This window comes from Streptomyces sp. NBC_00989 (assembly GCF_045162655.1).
Classification (GTDB): domain Bacteria; phylum Actinomycetota; class Actinomycetes; order Streptomycetales; family Streptomycetaceae; genus Streptomyces.
Window position 1 is genome coordinate 8,052,910 of the sequence record NZ_CP108728.1, and the last position, 17,308, is coordinate 8,070,217.

General features: G+C 71.6%; 15 protein-coding genes. 8 read left to right on the forward strand and 7 right to left on the reverse strand.

What is annotated here, in order from left to right:
• Positions 1 to 573 precede the first annotated feature (573 nt).
• The 5 genes from OG714_RS35990 to OG714_RS36010 all read left to right on the forward strand — a co-directional run bounded on the left by OG714_RS35990 (position 574) and on the right by OG714_RS36010 (position 7,584).
• Positions 574 to 2,346, forward strand: a complete 1,773-nt coding sequence (locus tag OG714_RS35990) for a helix-turn-helix domain-containing protein (protein ID WP_406127370.1) — start codon at positions 574 to 576, stop codon at positions 2,344 to 2,346.
• Positions 2,347 to 3,034: 688 nt separating this feature from the next.
• Positions 3,035 to 6,181, forward strand: a complete 3,147-nt coding sequence (locus tag OG714_RS35995; protein ID WP_406127372.1) for a nitrate- and nitrite sensing domain-containing protein — start codon at positions 3,035 to 3,037, stop codon at positions 6,179 to 6,181.
• A complete protein-coding gene (locus OG714_RS36000; RefSeq protein ID WP_406127373.1) occupies positions 6,178 to 6,615 on the forward strand; it encodes a roadblock/LC7 domain-containing protein in 438 nt (145 codons plus the stop codon). The genes OG714_RS35995 and OG714_RS36000 overlap by 4 nt, the downstream gene beginning before the upstream one ends.
• Complete coding sequence (locus OG714_RS36005; RefSeq protein ID WP_329248487.1) at positions 6,612 to 6,986, forward strand: DUF742 domain-containing protein; 375 nt, start codon at positions 6,612 to 6,614, stop codon at positions 6,984 to 6,986. The genes OG714_RS36000 and OG714_RS36005 overlap by 4 nt, the downstream gene beginning before the upstream one ends.
• Positions 6,967 to 7,584 carry a GTP-binding protein gene (locus OG714_RS36010; protein WP_406127375.1) on the forward strand — a complete coding sequence of 206 codons (618 nt, stop codon included), beginning with the start codon at positions 6,967 to 6,969 and terminating at the stop codon, positions 7,582 to 7,584. The genes OG714_RS36005 and OG714_RS36010 overlap by 20 nt, the downstream gene beginning before the upstream one ends.
• 18 nt (positions 7,585 to 7,602) lie before the next feature.
• On the opposite strand, the gene OG714_RS36015 is transcribed toward OG714_RS36010, so the two are convergent.
• The 5 genes from OG714_RS36015 to OG714_RS36035 form a co-directional block, all read right to left on the reverse strand.
• Complete coding sequence (locus tag OG714_RS36015; protein ID WP_406127377.1) at positions 7,603 to 8,268, reverse strand: DUF4232 domain-containing protein; 666 nt, start codon at positions 8,266 to 8,268, stop codon at positions 7,603 to 7,605.
• Between the two features lie 115 nt (positions 8,269 to 8,383).
• Positions 8,384 to 9,262 carry an NAD(P)-dependent oxidoreductase gene (locus tag OG714_RS36020; RefSeq protein WP_406127378.1) on the reverse strand — a complete coding sequence of 293 codons (879 nt, stop codon included), beginning with the start codon at positions 9,260 to 9,262 and terminating at the stop codon, positions 8,384 to 8,386.
• Positions 9,263 to 9,351: 89 nt separating this feature from the next.
• Positions 9,352 to 10,707: a hypothetical protein gene (locus tag OG714_RS36025; RefSeq protein WP_406127380.1), complete on the reverse strand. Its 1,356-nt coding sequence runs from the start codon at positions 10,705 to 10,707 to the stop codon at positions 9,352 to 9,354.
• Positions 10,708 to 10,831: 124 nt separating this feature from the next.
• A complete protein-coding gene (locus OG714_RS36030) occupies positions 10,832 to 11,224 on the reverse strand; it encodes a MazG-like family protein (protein ID WP_406127381.1) in 393 nt (130 codons plus the stop codon).
• Positions 11,225 to 11,328: 104 nt separating this feature from the next.
• Positions 11,329 to 11,874 (reverse strand): DoxX family membrane protein, encoded by a 546-nt coding sequence (locus OG714_RS36035; RefSeq protein WP_406127383.1) that lies wholly within the window; start codon positions 11,872 to 11,874, stop codon positions 11,329 to 11,331.
• Positions 11,875 to 11,996: 122 nt separating this feature from the next.
• Between OG714_RS36035 and OG714_RS36040 the strand changes: the two genes are divergently transcribed.
• Entirely contained in the window at positions 11,997 to 12,323 is a 327-nt protein-coding gene (locus OG714_RS36040; RefSeq protein WP_406127385.1) for a nuclear transport factor 2 family protein, read from the forward strand.
• A gap of 76 nt (positions 12,324 to 12,399) precedes the next feature.
• Positions 12,400 to 13,395 (forward strand): aldo/keto reductase, encoded by a 996-nt coding sequence (locus tag OG714_RS36045; RefSeq protein ID WP_406127387.1) that lies wholly within the window; start codon positions 12,400 to 12,402, stop codon positions 13,393 to 13,395.
• Positions 13,396 to 13,452: 57 nt separating this feature from the next.
• Here OG714_RS36045 and OG714_RS36050 read toward each other — a convergent pair whose 3' ends face one another.
• Together OG714_RS36050 and OG714_RS36055 are read right to left on the reverse strand one after the other, a co-directional pair.
• Positions 13,453 to 14,208 (reverse strand): ABC transporter ATP-binding protein, encoded by a 756-nt coding sequence (locus tag OG714_RS36050; protein WP_406127388.1) that lies wholly within the window; start codon positions 14,206 to 14,208, stop codon positions 13,453 to 13,455.
• A 150-nt stretch (positions 14,209 to 14,358) separates the two neighbouring features.
• Positions 14,359 to 15,843, reverse strand: a complete 1,485-nt coding sequence (locus OG714_RS36055; protein ID WP_406127390.1) for an ABC transporter permease — start codon at positions 15,841 to 15,843, stop codon at positions 14,359 to 14,361.
• A 274-nt stretch (positions 15,844 to 16,117) separates the two neighbouring features.
• On the opposite strand from OG714_RS36055, the gene OG714_RS36060 reads away from it, so the two are divergent.
• Positions 16,118 to 17,296 carry a D-alanyl-D-alanine carboxypeptidase family protein gene (locus tag OG714_RS36060; protein WP_406127391.1) on the forward strand — a complete coding sequence of 393 codons (1,179 nt, stop codon included), beginning with the start codon at positions 16,118 to 16,120 and terminating at the stop codon, positions 17,294 to 17,296.
• Positions 17,297 to 17,308: the final 12 nt, after the last annotated feature.

The following is a 17,308-nucleotide window of genomic DNA, read 5'->3' on the forward strand; positions in this document are numbered from 1 at the left end:
CTGGACCCGCTGCGTCAGCCGACGGGGCGCCGCCCGACGGGCTCGGGTCCGCCCGGGGCGGCGCTATCGAGTTCGGCGCGGACGAGGCCGGCGGTGGGGTGGCGGAGCGCGACGAAAGCAGCCCACGCCTCCTCGCGGCGCGGCCGGGCGGCGCCGGGATCGCTAGTGGCTTCGAGGCCGGAGTCCGTGACGCCAAGCGCGGAGTGCGCGCCGGTGATCCTGTCGAGCCGCTTCCACTGACCCTGAGGGCCCGGCGGGATCGCGGGCCCGGAGCGCCCCCCGCGCGCCCCGGACCGTAGACCCCCATTCCCCCGTCGTCGTTCAGCTCCTCGATGCCTGGGCGGAACCAGGGCCGGATGTGCTGCGGTCGAATGCCCCCGGCATATCGACCGCAGCACGCGCCTCGGGTTCGTCCGAAGGCATGATCAGTGCGCCCGTTCCCCCATGGGGCGCGCCCCCGTGCCCGTAGGCTCCGGCACAGACAGCTTCCCCGGTCTTCGGGCCGGTCCGGAGGGGTCGGGTGTTGCCAGCGGGTATTTGGCAACACCGTTCGGGCGGTGCGTTGTTGGGGGGATGGTCATCGAGCACGACGGGTTCGGCGCCGAGTTACGCCGGCGCCGCATCGCGGCCGGTATGTCGCTGAGTGAGCTGGCCGGCAAGGTCTACTGCAGCCGCAGCTTCCTGAGCCGCGTGGAGAACGGGCGCCGCAGGGCGTCACTGGAGTTGGCCCAGCTGTGCGACGAGGTGCTGGGCGCCAAGGGAGCGCTGGTCGGGCTGGCGCCGCTGCCGGGTTCCGACGCCGTACCGAAAGTGGTCCGGGGCGGGGCTGGTGAGCGGGCCGCCGGGGCGGTCAAGTCGCCGGAGCGGGACGGGAGTTCGGCTGCCGGGCCGGACCGCGCGGAGTTCCGCCGGCTGTTGCGGCGCGGCGACCTCAGCCATACCGCGGGCGAGATGCGCGAGGCCGAACGGCACTACCAGGCCGCCTACCGCAGCGCCGAGGGAGACCCGCGGGCGCAGGCCGAGGCCGTGATCAGGATGGCGCGCCGCTGGTCCGATCCCGGACAGGTCGACCGCGAGCTGCTCCAGTCGATCCGCGGCTGTCTGGCCGCCCTGGACGGCGACGGCGGTGCGGAGGCCGCGGGTCTGCGGCTGCGGCTCGAAGCGCACCTCGCGAAGAAGATGGCCCTGGCGGTCAGCCAGGACACCGCGGCGGGACTGGCGGGACCCGCCGAGGGAGCGAGGCTCGCCGAGGACACGCTGCGCCGATTACCCGACGACGGCGACGACGAGGTGCGCTGCGAGGTCCTCACCGAGTGCCGCTGGGCACGCTACGACTTCCTGCCGGCCCCCGAGTCGTTGACGCTCTCCGAGCGGCTGCGCGAAGCCGCGGCCCGGCACGACTCGCCCTACTTCCGCGGTGAGGCCCTGATGGCCGTCGCCATCGACCAGCTCCGCAACGGCAGGATCTTCAGCGCCCTCGCCACCGCGAACCAGTACCGCAAGCACGCCGCGGGCACCCACAGCGCCCTCGCCCTCTGGCAGCGGCACACCCTCGACGCCCTGCTCGACCTGTGGCACGGCCGGTTCGACGCCGCCGCCGAGTGGATCTTCGTGGAGTCCCTGAAGTTCATCGAACTGCTCCGCGCCGACTACGCCGTCCCCGCGGACAACCTCACCCAGACCCGCCTCGGCCAGGCCTACTGGCTGCTGCGACAACAGGGCAGGCTGGCCGAGCTGTTCACCTCCGACCTGGCCGGCGACGTCGAGCGCCACGCCTACTTCCCGGTCTGGCGGGCCGGTCTGGCCCTCGCCCTGTGCGAGACCGGGCAGTACGCCGAGGGCGCGGACCTGCTGCTCGGCTGCGTCGCCGACGTCGACCGCTTCCCGCCGTCGGGCTGGGCCGTACCCGCGCTCGTCCTGCTGGCGGAGGTCTGCGCGGCGCTGGACCTCCAGGGCGGATTCGACCCGGAGCTGGCGCAGGTGCTGCCCGTGCTCAGCGCCCGCCTCGCGCCGCACGACGGCGAGCAGATCGCCCTGGGCGGCTGGCCCAGCGTCCTTGTCGGCCCGACCGCCCGCGCCTGCGGCGTCCTCGCCCTGGCGGCGGGCGAACCGGAGACCGCCCTCGACCACTTCCGCCAGGCGGCCGTCCCGGCCCGCTCCTCCCAGCCGGAACTGGCCCGCCTCCGCCTGGCCCAGGCCCGCGCCGTGCGCCGCGTGGGCGGCCCGGGGAGCGAGCCGAACGCGGTACGGCTGCTGCGGGAGGCCTCGCGGGGGGCGGAGACGTATGGGATGACGTGGCTGGGGGCGCAGTGCGAGGGGTTGTCGGGGGCGCCGGGGCGGGGGTGAGGTGGGGGAGTGGGAGGGGCGTTCCGTACGGCGCCTGCCCGACTGGCCCCGGAGGGTGCCTGCCCAACAGCCCCGGAGGCCGGTGCTGTTGGTGTGTGCGGACGGTGTTCATGCTGTGAACTAGGTCACAGGCGCCCCCGGTTGGGATCCTCCACCCCATCGCTCTCACCCCGCCTCCGCCGCCCTCCGAACCGCCCTCTACCCCTCGCCTCACCCTGGGTAGTCAGCCAAAACGTCTTTGTGGCCAAGGGGTTGAGGGTGAGGGGATTCGAATTGTCTACGCGTGTAGTGAACCGAGTGGCCTAAACCTGTGTGCCTGGCGGGTTTGTAGCGTCCCTTGACCCGGGTGGGATGGCTCGGTTTCATACCTATCCAACTGCGCGGGGGGCTCGGGCGCCCGTCGTGAAATCCGCAGGGTGTCCTTGGCGTTCCTGGCGTGCCGCGCCGTCAACTCCCCAGTGTGTGCAGGCGTGTTGACGTGTCTTCCTGCCCGTTTCGATACGTCGCGCGCCACCCCGGAAAGGAAAACGCCGGTGTCGCAGTTCCTCACCGCAGCTCCTCTTCTCCGCCGTGCCGTCGGATGCCGGTGGGCCAGGTGAGCCGGTACCGGGGTACGTCCGCGCCGGCGGCGGGAGCAACGGCCGGGCGAGGGCGCAGTATCCGGGCCTCGCTCATCACGCTCGCGGTGGTGCCGGCGACGGCGCTGGTGCTGCTGTGGGTCAGCGGTTCGTACGCGCTCTTCGACCAGTGGCACAAGTCCAACGACGTCGGGCAGGCGGCGAAGACCACGTACGCCCTGGTGCCGGCGGTCGGCGAGTTCCAGAAGGAACGGCAGCTGACAGTCAGCCTGCTGGCCTCGCACGGCAGTCCCACCGCCCTGGAGGCGCAGCGGCGCCGGACGGACGCCGTACTCGCCGGATTCCGCAACGCGGACTCCGCCTCCGCCGGGGCCGGATCGGCCCAGTACCAGGCCCAGTTGGCCACCGTACGCAAGCGGCTCACCGCGCTGACCGCCGAACGGACCGCGGTCGACGACGGGAAGACCACCCGGCAACAGGCCTACACCGCCTACTCCGACGCCGTGTCGTCGGCGCTGAACCTCTTCGGGACGCTCAGCACCGACAGCGGCGACGCGGCCACCGCCGCCGACGCCGGTCACGCCCTGGCGTTCCTGCGCGGGACGGAGGCGCTCTCGCAGGAGGAGGCGATCCTCAACGGCACCGCCGCGTCACGGAAGTTGAGCGTCCAGGAGCGGTCGGCGCTGGCGGCCGCCCAGGCCGTCCGGGTCTCCGTGCTGACCAACGAGGTGGAGCCGTACCTGCCCACGGAACTGGGCGCCGAGCTGGGCAAGACCATGGGCGGTCAGGACTGGGCCGCCATGACTGCCTTCGAGAAGACCGTCGCCGCGGCGTCCGCCGGGCACGACGGCACGATCACCGTGCCCTCCGTCCCGGCCGCCCGCGCCGCCGCCCCGGGGCGCGTGTCCGGCGCGGTGCAGGCCGTGGAGGGCCAGTACCTGGGCAAGGTCACCCAGGACTCCGCGCACCGGACCCACATGGTGCTCGTCAAGGCGTTGCTCGGCAGCGCCCTCGCGCTGGTCGCCGTCCTCGCCGTGGGCATCCTGTCCTGGCGCATCACCCGGTCCCTCATCGGCCGGATGTCCGGGCTGCGCGCGGCGACGCTCGAACTGGCCGAGGAGAAGCTGCCCGAACTGATCACCCGGCTGCGTACCCAGGGCAAACGGGCCGAGATCGACGACCTGCCCGAACTCGACTACGGCACGGACGAGTTGGGCAAGGTCGCGGACGCCTTCAACAGCGCGCAGCGGACCGCTGTGAGCGTCGCGCTGGAGCAGGCCGCGCTGCGGGAGGGGGCGCGCCTGGTCTTCCACAACATGTCGCGCCGTATCCAACTCCTCGTGCACCGCCAGCTCACGGTGATCGACTCCATGGAACGCAAGGAGCAGGACCCCCAACTCCTCTCCGATCTCTACCGTGTCGACCACCTCGCCACCCGGATGCGGCGCAACGCGGAGAGCCTGACCGTGCTGTCCGGCGCGTCCCCGCGGCGCCGTTGGAAGCACGCGGTGCCGCTCGCGGATCTGCTGCGCAGCGCGGTGTCCGAGATCGAGGGGTACACCCGGGTCGTCGTCGAACCCCTGCCGCCCATCGCGGTGTTGGGCCCGGCTGTCGGCGACACGATCCACCTCATGGCCGAACTCATCGAGAACGGCGTGACGTTCTCCCCTCCGCACACCGAAGTACGGGTCCGCGCACTGCCGGTGGCCCAGGGGTACGCCGTCGAGGTGGAGGACCGGGGACTCGGCCTCACGCCGGACGAGTACACGGCGGCCAACGAACTCCTGCACCACCCCAAGGACTTCAGCTTCACCACGCTCGGCGAGGACCCCCGCCTCGGCCTCTTCACCGTCGGCCACCTCGCCCAACGCCACGGCGTCACAGCCAGCCTCCAGGCATCGTCGTACGGCGGCTCCCTCGCCGTCGTCGTCCTTCCGCACGCCCTCACGGAATCGGCGACGGACGCGATGCCGCCGACACTGGACGCACGGGCGGAACGGCACCTGGCTTCGGTCGCGGGGTTGGCGACGGGGTCGTTGACGGGGGTGGGAGCGGGTTCGGGGACGGGCACCGGCACAGGTGCAGGTCCGGGGTCGGTGACTGGCTCGGGGTCGGGTTCGGGTCCGGGGTCGGTGGCCGGTTCAGGGCCGGGTTCGGGGATGGGCTCGGTGACCGGTTTGGCCACGAGTTCGGGGCAGGGTGCAGGACAGGGCGCAGGGACGCGGTCGGGCAGCGGCTCGGGCATGGGCTCGATCGCCGGGATGACCACCGGGACGACCCCTGGGGCGGTCACCGGGCCTACCAGCGGGCCGGCCACCGGTTCGGGGCGCGGCGGGGTGACGGCCGGCGGTATGCCGATGCGCATCCGCACCCGCCCCGCGGCGCACACCCAGTCGCCCTCCGGCCCGGAGGCACGGCCGGCCGACGGCTCCGCCGCCCCGTCGCCGCGCGCGGCCGGGCCTTCGACGGGTCCCGGCGACACGACACCCTTCGCGGACTCCCGCGAGGGCGGGACCTCGGCGGATTTCCGTGCGGGTGGGACCGCGGCGGACTTCCGCGAGGCTGGGTTTTCCGCGGACTTCTGTACGGCTGGTCCGGCCTCGGGTTCTCGTGCGGCCGAGTCGTTCCCGGGCTCCCACCGGGCCGAGTCTCCGGCGGACTTCCGCGAGGGCGGGCCGTCTGGGGACTCTCGTGCGGGCGGGGCCTCCGCGGACTTCCGTGCGGTCGGGGCCTCCGGTGACCCCCGTGCAGGGGGTCCCTTCGCAGGCGCCCATGGGGCCGGATCCTCCGCCGGTTCGCGTGAGGGTGTGGCCTTCCCTCATTCCCGTGCCTCTGGTGCTTCCGGGACTTCCTCGGAGCCACGCTCGGCCGCCCCGTCCGCAGGACCCCGCGCCGGCGGATCCGGTTCCGGTCGGCTTCCTCGGCGTGTGCGGCAGGCGCATCTCGCGCCGCAGTTGCGGGGGCGGCCGGACGAGGCGGACGGGGAGCGGGAGGCCGAGCGGCGGCCCGAGCAGGCCCGTTCGATGCTGGCCGCGTTGCGGGACGGGACCCGTAGGGCCCGCGAGCAGGAGGAGGTACCCACTCCCGCCTGGCCCGCGTCGCTGCGCGGAGACGCCCCCAGGCCGGCGTCGCCGCGAGAAGGAACTCCCCGGCCGACGACACCGCGAGAAGAAGCCCCCGCGCCCACCTGGAACACGGCCCCGCCCGAGCGGCGTCAGTTGCCCACCCGTCCCCGTCCGACAAGGAACACCCCATGACTGCGCCCAACACCACGCACGGCGGACTGGCCTGGCTGCTGGACAACCTGATCGAGCGGATCCCCGAGACCCTGCACGCCATCGTCCTCTCGGAGGACGGGCTCCTCGTCGGCTCCTCCGAACGGCTCCCGCAGGACGACGCCGAGCAACTCGCCGCGATTTCCTCGGGAGTTCACTCCCTCGCGCTGGGCACCAGCCGGCACTTCGGCGGCGGGCGCGTCCAGCAGACCGTCATCGAGATGGACGACCTCTTCCTCTTCGTCACCACCGCCGGCGGCGGCGCCCGCCTCGCCGTACTCGCCAGCTCGCAGGTGGACGTCGGCACCGTCGGCTACGAAATGACCATGGTCGTACGGCAGGTGGGGCAGTTCCTCAGCGCGCCCCCGCGGTTCCCGGAGTACAGCGGCGCGCCCTTCGCGGGTGAGCATGAATGAGACACTGGTCCGAGGAAGACCCGTGGGAGGACGAAGACCCCGCGCTGCTCGTCCGCCCGTACACGGTCACCGGCGGCCGCACCCCGACCTTCCACTCCGGTATCGAACTGATCACCCTGATCAGCACCGTCCGGCCGCCGACCCGCGAACAACGCCTCCAGCCCGAACAGAACCGGCTGCTCGCCCTGTGCCGTACGCCCACCGCGCTGGTGGAGGTCGCCGCCCGGCTGGACCAACCCGTCGCGGTCATACGGGTGTTGCTCGATGACCTCCTGGACAACGAACTCGTCTCCGTCTCCCCGCCCGCCGCGGCCGGTACCCCCGACGCCCGTTTCCTCCAGGCAGTGATCGATGGCATACGCAGAATCTGACCGCCGCGCCACCATGGTGGCGCCCAACGCCGCGACGGCCAAGATCCTCGTCGCGGGCGGCTTCGGCGTCGGCAAGACCACCCTCGTCGGCGCGATCAGCGAGACCACGCCCCTGCGTACCGAGGAACTCATCACCGAGGCCAGTGTCGGTATCGACAACCTCGCCGGGGTGGAGCAGAAGACCACGACGACGGTCGCCATGGACTTCGGCCGGATCACGCTGAGTTCGGCCCTCGTGGTCTATCTCTTCGGGGCCCCCGGGCAGGACCGGTTCTGGTTCATGTGGGACGACCTGTCGCGCGGCGCGCTCGGCGCGGTCGTCCTCGCCGACACCCGGCGGCTGGAGAACTGCTTCCCGTCCGTCGACTTCTTCGAGCACCGCGGCATCCCCTTCGCCGTCGGCGTCAACTGCTTCAACGGCGTCTGCGAAGAGGACCCCGACGAGATCCGCGCCGCCCTCGACCTCGCCCCCGACATCCCGCTCGTGCTGTGCGACGCCCGCGACAAGGAGTCGGTGAAGTCGGTACTGCTCGCGCTCCTCGAACACGTCATGCGAGGGCTGGCGGCGGAGGCGTCGGGCGACCGCCAGCCGGTGTAACTGACTTCAGCCGTACGGTCATGAGGGCTTCGTCGCCGATACGGCCGTCGCGGTCAGCGTGCCGTCGCACTCCGCGAACTGCCCGTCGTCCAGGGCGACTTGGTGCGCCCCGGCACCCGGCAGACCGATCACCATCGTCGGGTAGACGACGGGCGCCGAACCCGACTCGCAGTAACCGTCCCCCTCACCCTGCACCTGCACGAAGGTCAGCTTCAGCCAGGCCTGACCACCGGGGGCAAGCTTCACGGGGGAGGCGGAGCCGACGGGGGTGACTTGGAGGGGGACGTTCAGCTCCGGGGAACCGTTCGCGGCACCGGCGACGGTGGGGTGTCCCTGGAGGACGCAGGCCTTGGCACCCGTGTTGGTGAACTGGACGACCGCCGCACCGGTCCCGGTACCGGCGGGCCGATCGGCGGCTTGGTAGGCGGTGGCCTTCAGGGCTGTTGCCGCGCAGGGCTTCGCCGCCGTGTCCGTGGACCCGGACGACCCCGTAGAGCCGGACGCTCCCGTGGACCCGGAGGAGGCGGGGGAGGAGGTGGAGGAGTCGGTCGCGGTCGGCGCCGTCGACGAGACGTCGGCCCCGCCCTCCGAGGAGTCGCCCGGCTGACACCCCGTCATCACCATCGCCGTCACCGACACCGCGGCCACCACCATCGCGCCCCTACGGATGCTGCTCTTCTGCATGACGTCCCCCGAACTGGCTGTGCACGGGCCGGACTTCCCCGGCGCTCGCGGAGGGAGACAGGTCCGCCGCATCCGGGGTTCCACCCGCGCACCACCTGTGACGGAACGGTGACGCTCAGTCGAAGCTCGCGAAATATGCCGCCGCCATGTCCTCGTCCCCATGCCCCTGTGCCGCGGCCCGGGCGAACCGTTCCGCGCCCGCCGCGGCCACGTCCAGCCGGACGCCGTTGGCCGCGCCCGCCTGGACGATCAGGCGGGCGTCCTTCTCCGCCGTCGTGACCGCGAAACTCGCCGGAGTCAGCTGGTCGTTGAGGATGGCGGCGGACTTGGCGTGCAGGTAGCCCATGTCGAGGGGGCCGCCGGCGATGAGGCCGAGGAAGTCCTGCGGGTCCACGCCCAGCGCCTTGGACAACGCCAGGGCCTCGCCCGCCGCGTTCGTCACGGCCAGCACCCAGCTGTTGGCCACCAGCTTCAGCCGGGTCGCCGTCGCCGCCGCGCCCTCCTCGCCGACCCACATCGTGCGGGCGCCGACCGCGTCGAACACCGGGGTCACCGTCTTACGGCCGCTCATCGGACCGGCCGCGAGGACCGTCAGTTGACCGGCTTCGGCGGGCTGGCGGGTGCCGAGGACGGGGGCGTCGTAGAGGACGAGGTCGTGCCGGTTCGCGAACTCGGCCAGTTCGCCCACCGATTCGAGGCCGGAGGTCGTCGACTGGATCCACGCGGCGCCGGGGCGCAGGGCGGGGGCGGCCTCGCGCATCACGTCGAGGACGGCGTCGCCGTCGTAGAGCATCGTGAGGATCACGTCCGCCTCGCGTACGGCCTCCGCCACCGTGTCGGTGACGTGCGCGCCGTCGGCGGCCAGGGGGTCGGCCTTGGCACGGGTGCGGTTCCAGGCATGGACGGTGTGGCCCGCGCGGGCGAGGTTGCGGGCCATCGCGGCGCCCATGATGCCGGTGCCCAGGACGCCTACGGTGAGCTTCTCGGTGGTCATGACTCGCCTTTCGTCCTCGACGGTGTTGTCGAGGACCAGGGTGCCAGGGTGCCGCGCGCCCGGCCTCCCGGACGGGCACGCGGCCCTCGTCAGCCGGTGATCGTGAACCAGGTCGACCGTGACTTCTTCCACTCGTCGTGGGAGAGATCCTTCGCCTCTGTGCCGTCGCCGTACAGATCGGCCGCGCCGTCGTCGGTGATCAGCTGGGCGCGGGCGCCCGAGGCCGTCAGGTCCGGTACGTCCACGACCGCCTCCCAGGCGCCGGGGTCGGTCGTCGGCAGGTCGCGCAGTTTGACCGGGTGGTCGGCCGGGTTGCCGGTCCAGGAGTAGAGGGCGTACGGGTCGGAGTTGTCGTCGGCGGCCCAGGAACCGGCGACGATCAGATACTGGTTCGCCGCGTTCTTGCGGATGTCGCGCACCGAGAGACCGCCGAGGTCCAGCTCGACCGGTGTGCCGAAGGTCGCGGCGGTGCCGTTGGCGACCACCTTGTCGATGTTGGTGACCGGCACCAGCAGCGCCTTGCCGCCCTCCACCGCCGGGGCGAGCGGCGCGCGGAAACCGAGGTACGCCGTGGTCGTGGAGCCCGGCGCGAACTCCAGGCCCTCCACGTTGAACCCGTCGATCTGCTTGGGGACTTGACCGTCCGCGGTGCCCGCCGCGAAGCCGTACCGGTTCCCGTTCGCCTTGTCCCACGCCACCAGGTCGTCGCGCAGCTTGCCGTACGAACTGCCGTAGGAGAGCGTCGTGTTGGCGCCCGTGCCGGTCACCTTCGTGGTGAAGACCGTGTTGCGGGCCGACTTGTACTCGCCGTCCTTGTTGTTGCCCAGCGACCCGGTCCAGTAGATCGTGTCGCCGACGCGCGCCGCGCCCTCGATGTCGATCTCCTTGGAGACGTCGATGTCGTCGCTGAAGTCCCAGGTCCTGATCGGCGCGCCGGACGTCGAACGGTCGTACAGGCGAAGGACGTTGGACTCGTCATCCGCCACGACGACGTAGCCGCCGCCCACGTCGACCGCGGCGGAGGCGTCGCTGGAGCCGGTGAAGTAGCGGGTGTCGGCGGGCTGTTGGACGGATGCCGAGGCCGCGTAGTGCAGGGTCTTCGTGGCCGTCTTGCCGCCGAGGCCCGTCACCTTCACCGTCAGGTCCGTGTAACCCCGCGCGGCCGCCGCGACGGCGAGTTGGCGGGTCGCGCCGGTGCCGGTGACGGTCACCGCGCCCGTCGGCGCCACGGACGTCTTGCTGCTCTTGCTGGCCGCGACCGTCAACGCGCCCACGTCCGCGCCGCTCTGAGCGACCGTCACCTGGACCGTCGGATCGCCGACCGCGCCCACCGCGCCCGAAAGGTACGTGGCCGACAGGGAGATGGTCGGGGTGCCGTAACTCGCCGCGTGCGCCTGGCTGTTGCCGAGGCTCAGGGCGGCGAGGGCGAGGCAGGTGCCCGTCACGGCGACCGTCCTGCGCCCGCTGGAGAAAACTCCGTTGGAGGAAACTCCGTTGGAGAACGCTCCGTTGGAAATTGCGTAGTCCTGCACGGGGACCCCTTCGTCGGCTCGGTGTCGACGAGAAGGTTCAGCGGACCTCACCAACTCCGCGGGGTGTGGGCAGGTCCTGGGGGTGAACAACTGCCGACGGGCCGAGGGAACGTTCCATGACCCGGGCCAGATGGCGGGTGAAGACCTCCTGCGTGTCGGGGGTCAGCGTGCGCAGCGCCACCAGCGCGGTGATCACGACGTCGCACAACTCGCCCTGTACGTCGTCCCAGGTGTGGGTGACGCCCTTGCGCGGGTTCTGCCCGGTCGCCCCGATCACCGCCTCGGCGACCTCGCCGACCTCCTCGGACAGCTTCAGCATGCGCAGGAGCAGGCCCTCGCCGCCGTCTAGGGGACGGTTGCCGTCCAGCCAGGTCCACAAGTCGTCGATGCCGGCCCAGAGGTCGGCGGGCCGGTCGTTCTGATCACTCATGCGCTCAGCCTGCCATCACCACTCCACCCGTCCGCCCTACTCGTCCAGTCCGCTGGTCCACCCGTCCGCCCTACTCGTCCAGTCCGCTGGTCCACCCGTCCGCCCTACTCGTCGAACAACGTCTCCTGCCCGAACTCCGCCGCCTCCCGCACCCGCCTGTTCCGCAGGCCCACCACCACGGCCGTCGCCGCCCCCGTGACCGCGAGCGCCGCCGGGACCATCCAGCCCCGGTTCACCGCGTGGCCCAGCGCGTGGTCCAGGGAGAGCCGGCCCGGGCCGGTGACCGCGAGGCCGGCCGCGGTCAGGGCGAGGGAGGCCGCGTACTCGTAGCCGCCGGCCGCCGCGAAGAAGCCGTTGGGCGCGTGCACGGCGGTGGCTCCCGCCATCGCGCCGGCCGCCGCCGCGCCCGCCGCCGGGGTCGCCAGGCCCAGCGCGAGCAGCGCACCGCCGCCCGCCTCCGCGAGGCCCGCCATCGCGGCACTCTGCTTCCCCGGCACGTACCCCATCGCCTCCATGGCCGCGCCGGTGCCCTCGATCCCGCCCCCGCCGAACCAGCCGAACAGCTTCTGCGCGCCGTGCGCGGCCAGCACTCCGCCGGTACCCAGCCGGAGCAGCAGCAGGCCCAGATCTTGTCGGTCGTAACAGGTCACGGTGACTCCCTGAACAGGCGGCGGGGACGGTCCCTCCACCGTCCCACCCCGGGCGTGGGGAGGGCCTGCGCAGACCGCCGTTCGGGTGGCGCGCCCCCGCGAACGGTGTGAGTCTGACCGGCATGACGATTCAGACAGCCAAACTCAGCGATCCGGCCGTCCGGGCGTTCGTCAGCGCCGTCAACGCCCATGACCGGGACGCCTTCCTGGCGCTGCTCGCGCCGGGCGCGACGATGGCGGACGACGGCTCCGACCGTGACCTCGCAGAATGGATCGACCGGGAGATCTTCTCCTCCCACGGCCACATGCAGGTCGACCGGGAGTCCGACGGCGGCCGCGCCCTCGTCGCCCGCTACTCCAACGACGCGTGGGGCGAGATGCGCACCCGGTGGAGTTTCACGGTCGGCGACGACGGCAGGATCGCCCGCTTCGAGACGGGCCAGGCCTGACCGTCGTAGAAAGCCGTCGTGGAAAGCCGAAAAGCCCTTGCCCTGAAGTGCGCTCCAACTCCTAGTCTCCACAGGCATGGAGACGAAGTCGAACATCAGGACCCTCGGCCGCAGCGGTATCGACGTGAGCGCTCTCGGCTTCGGCTGCTGGGCGATCGGCGGTGAGTGGCAGGACACGAGCGGGCAGCCGCTCGGCTGGGGCAAGGTCGACGACGAGGAGTCCGTACGGGCGGTTCGGCGCGCCCTCGATCTGGGCGTGACGTTCTTCGACACCGCCGACACCTACGGCGCGGGGCACAGCGAACGCGTCCTCGGCCGCGCGCTGGGCAAGCGCCGGGACGACGTCGTCGTAGCCACCAAGTGGGGCAACGTCTTCGACGAGGAGACCCGTACGCTCACCGGCAGCGACGACTCCCCGGAGTACGCCCGCCGCGCGCTCACCGCATCCCTGGAGCGCCTCGGCACCGACCACGTCGACCTGTACCAACTGCACTTGTCCGACGCCGACTTGGAGCGCGCCGCCGAACTCCGGGACCAGTGCGAGGAGTTCGTGCGGGAGGGGCTGATCCGCGCCTACGCCTGGAGCACCGACGACCCGGCCCGCGCCGCCGTGTTCGCCGAGGGGGAGCACTGCGCGGCCGTGCAGCACGCGGCGAACGTGTTGCAGGACGCGCCGGAAATGTTCGCCCTGTGCGAGGAGTTGGGCCTGGCCAGCATCAACCGCAGCCCCCTCGCGATGGGCCTGCTCACCGGAAAGCAGGCGTCGGGGCGGGCGTTGGAGGCGGGGGACATCCGCAACACGCCCCCGGCCTGGATGCAGGGCTTCAAGCAGGGCGCCGGCGCCGACGAGGACTACGTCGCCCGCGTGGACGCCCTGCGCGAGATCCTCACCTCCGACGGCCGCACCCCCGCGCAAGGCGCCCTCGCCTGGCTGTGGGCCCGCAGCCCCCGCACCGTCCCGATCCCCGGCTTCCGCTCGGTCACCCAGGCCGAGCAGAACGCGGGCGCGATCGCCAAGGGGCCGCTCACCGCCGGGCAGTTGGCCGAGGTCGACCAGGTGCTCGGTAGGTGAGCGGCCCCGAGGGGGATCAACGGGCCGTCGTGACAGCCCGGTTGAAGTGAACCGGGCTCAGTAACCCTGGTTGCCGTACTGCGCGTACTGCTGCTCGTCGGTGTTGCCCTGCTGGGGTGCGAACCGGCCGCTGCCGCGGCCCTGTTCGGTGAGGGTGATCTGGCCGGCCTTGATGGTGGCCAGGCGCGGGGCGCGGCGGGCGATCGACGAGTCGTGGGTGACCATGATGAAGGTCAGCCCGTACTCGTGCCAGAGGCCTTCGAGCAGGCCCATGATGTCGTCGCGGGTGCCCTCGTCGAGGTTGCCGGTGGGCTCGTCGGCGAGGAGCACCTTCGGCTTCTTGACCAGCGCGCGGGCGATCGCGACGCGCTGCTGCTGGCCGCCGGAGAGCTCGGACGGGGCGTGCTTGAGGCGGTCGCCGAGAGCGACCGACGAGAGGGCCTCGGCGGCCCGCTCGCGGCGCTCGGCCGGCTTGACGCCGAGCGGCACCAGGGCGGTCTCGACGTTCTCCTGCGCGGTGAGCGTCGGGATGAGGTTGAAGGACTGGAAGATGATGCCGATCTTCTCGGCCCGCAGCCGGGTCAGCTTGGCCTCGCTGATGGTGGCGAGGTTGACGCCGTCCAGCTCGACACTGCCCTCGGAGGGGCGGTCCAGGCCGCCGATCATCTGAAGCAGCGTCGACTTGCCGCCGCCGGTGGGGCCCTGGATGACGAGCTGGTCGCCGTCCTCGATCGTGAGGTCGACGCCGCGCAGCGCCTCGACCGTCTCCTTGCCCCGCGAGTAGCGCTTGGTGACGCCGGTGAGCTTGTACATGGGATCTCCGTCGATACGTCTGTGAAGAAGAGGGTCGGGACGCCGCCGCCCGGGGGGAACGGTGGCGGCGCCCCGGATCAGGGGGTGCGGCGCGGTCGGCGTCGGCGGCGCTACGAGCCGCCTCCGCCGGACCACGCCACCGCGGCCGCGCTACGACACGCTGCGCAGCGCGTCCGCCGGACGCATCCGCGAGGCACGCCAGCCGCCCATCGCGCCGGCGATCAGGCCGCCGGTGACGGCCAGGCCCACCGCGAGGGCGATCGTGGTCAGCGAGACCGGCGCGTTCAGGGCGATCTCCAGGGTGTTGGAGGTGGCCTGCTGGCCGGGGCCGCCCTGGCCGCCACCGGGACCGCCGCCCATGCCGCCACCGCCGGTGGAGGTGGAGCCGAGCTGCGCGGTCAGCTTGGGGCTGATCGCGGTGACCGTGTAGGCCGCCAGGAGGCCAAGGGCGATACCGAGACCGCCGCCGATCAGACCGTTGACCATGGACTCGCCGACGACCTGCCGGGTCACCTTGCGGCTCGGCCAGCCGAGCGCCTTCAGCGTGCCGAACTCACGCACCCGGCGCGAGACCGCCGACGAGGTGAGCAGCGCGGCGACGAGGAACGCGGCGATCAGGACCGCGATGGACAGCCACTTGCCCACGCTGGTCGCGAGGTTGGAGGCGGTGGACAGCGAACCGGAGACCGTGGACGCGAGGTCGGCGGAGGTGGTGACCGTCGTACCCGAGATGTTCTTCTGGATGGTGGTCTTGACGGCCGAGATCTGCTTGGAGTCGGTCGCCTTGACGTAGATCGTGGTGACCTTGTTCTTCGAGTCGCCCAGCGTCTGCGCCTGCTTCAGCGGCACGTACACGTCGATCGTGGACTCGCTGCTGTTGGGCGTCGCGATGCCGATGACCGTGAACTTGGTGCTGGAGATCTTGAAGGTCGAACCGACCTTGTACTTCTTCGTCTTGGCGTACGACTTGCTGACGACGGCGACCTTCGCGTCGGTCTGCGCGGTCGTGAACGTCTTGCCGGTGGTGATCTTCGACGTGGACAGCGGGCCCAGCGTCTGGTTGGTGACGTCGATACCCGCGACCGAGTACGAGTTCACGTTGAAGTTGGCGCCGCCGCCCTGGACCTGCGGTGCACCGGTGCTGCTGGTTCCGCCACCGCCGCCGGGGCCGCCCTGCTGCGAGGAACCCGAAGAGCCGGACGTGGTGGAGGACTTGGCCTTGCCCTGGGTGAAGGAGCCGTCGACCTTGGTGACGTTCAGGGTGAGCGCGCCGACCGCGGTGGACACGCCCTTCTGCGAGGCGACCTTCGTGACCAGTGAGGACGCGAGGGCCTGACCACCCTGCGTGTTCACCCGGTCCGTGCTCTGCGAGGTGCTGCTGGAGGAAGTGGCGCCGAACTTGAAGCTGGGACCCTGCGAGCTGCCGGCCTTGGGGGCCGACTGCGCCTTGGTCACGGTCATGTCGGTTCCGAGACCGTAAAGAGACTTGAGGACCTTGTCCTGAGCCTGATTCATGCCGGCCGACACCGAGTTGACGGTGATGACCAGCGCGATACCGAGCGCCAGACCCATCGCGATGACCAGGGCCGCCTTCTTGCGCCGGCCCAGCTCGCGCTTGAGATAGATGCCAAACATCCCATTCCCCAAAGGTTCTTGGCGCCCGCTGTGGGCGCGGCCACAAGCTATGGAGGAACCTTTGAGTCGACCTGAGTAAAGGATGTGTCTGGCCTGAGAAAAAGGGACCCGAAATCAGAATTGCGTCAGACAGCTCATTCCTAAGCTGCCGAGGGCCTCCTGCCAGGAAACCCCTGTTCAATGGCCTGCTGGCATGGGCTGTCGAGCACCCTTTCGACGCCCCGCGACGGACCCCGCCGTGCGTGCCCGCGCTCTCGTTTTGTACGGTCCCGGGATGCGCGATTCCTCTCGGCTCACCCGGCGTGCCGCCCTCGGCCTGACCGCCGCCGCTCTTCCCCTGGCGGCGGCCGCTCCCGCGTCCGCGGCGACGGTGATAGGCGGTGAGCGGCTGGCCCGCGACGGGATCCAGGCCGGCGATGCCTCCGGTCTGCCCAAGAAGCTCACCGCCCGCTCGTGGATCGTCGCCGACCACAGGACCGGCGAGGTGCTCGCCTCGTACCGCGCGCACCAGCGCCTCGCGCCCGCGTCCACGCTGAAGATGCTGTTCGCCGACACCGTGCTGGGGAAGTTCGAGCGGACCCGCACCTACCGGGTGACCGACGCCGACCTCGCCGACGTCCCCTCCGGCTCCAGCCTCGTCGGTGTGAAGCCCGGAATCCTGTACAGCGTCCACCAGTTGTGGCAGGGCGTCTTCCTGCGCTCCGGCAACGACGCCGTGCACGTGCTGGCCCACATGAACGGCGGGATCGCGCGGACGGTCGCCGAGATGCAGGCCAAGGCGAAGGACCTCCAGGCCCTGGACACGCACGTGGTGAGCCCGGACGGCTTCGACCACCCCGGGCAGGTCTCGTCGGCGTACGACCTCACGCTCTTCGCCCGGCACGGGCTGCACGACGACGACTTCAGCGCCTACTGCTCGACCAGGACCGCGAACTTCCCGGCCGGCGGCAAGAAGACCTTCCAGATCCAGAACACCGACCGCCTGCTCAGCGGCTCCTACGGCCTGCGCCCGTACCGGGGCATCATCGGCGTGAAGAACGGCTACACCAGCCACGCCGGCAACACCTTCACCGGCGCCGCCACCCGCGACGGCCGCACCCTTCTGGTCACCGTGATGCACCCGGCGAACGGCGGCAACGAGGTCTACAAGGAGACCGCCGCGCTCCTCGACTGGGGCTTCGGCAAAGGGAGTTCGGCCCGGGCGGTGGGCGCGCTGGTCGAGCCGCTGAGCGAGGGCGGGGCGGTCGCGAGCCCGACGCCGGCGGGGAAGGGCACCAAGGGGGCGCCGGGTGCCACCGGGGCCGCCGCGTCCTCGTCGGACGGTCCCTCGCCCTGGCCCCTGCTGGGCGGCGCGGCAGGGGCGGTCGCGGTGCTCACGGGCGGCGCGTTCGCGCTGCGCAGGCGACGGGCGGCCGTGGCGGAGGCCAAGTCCCGGGAACTCGACGGGAGTTGATGTGACGCGACA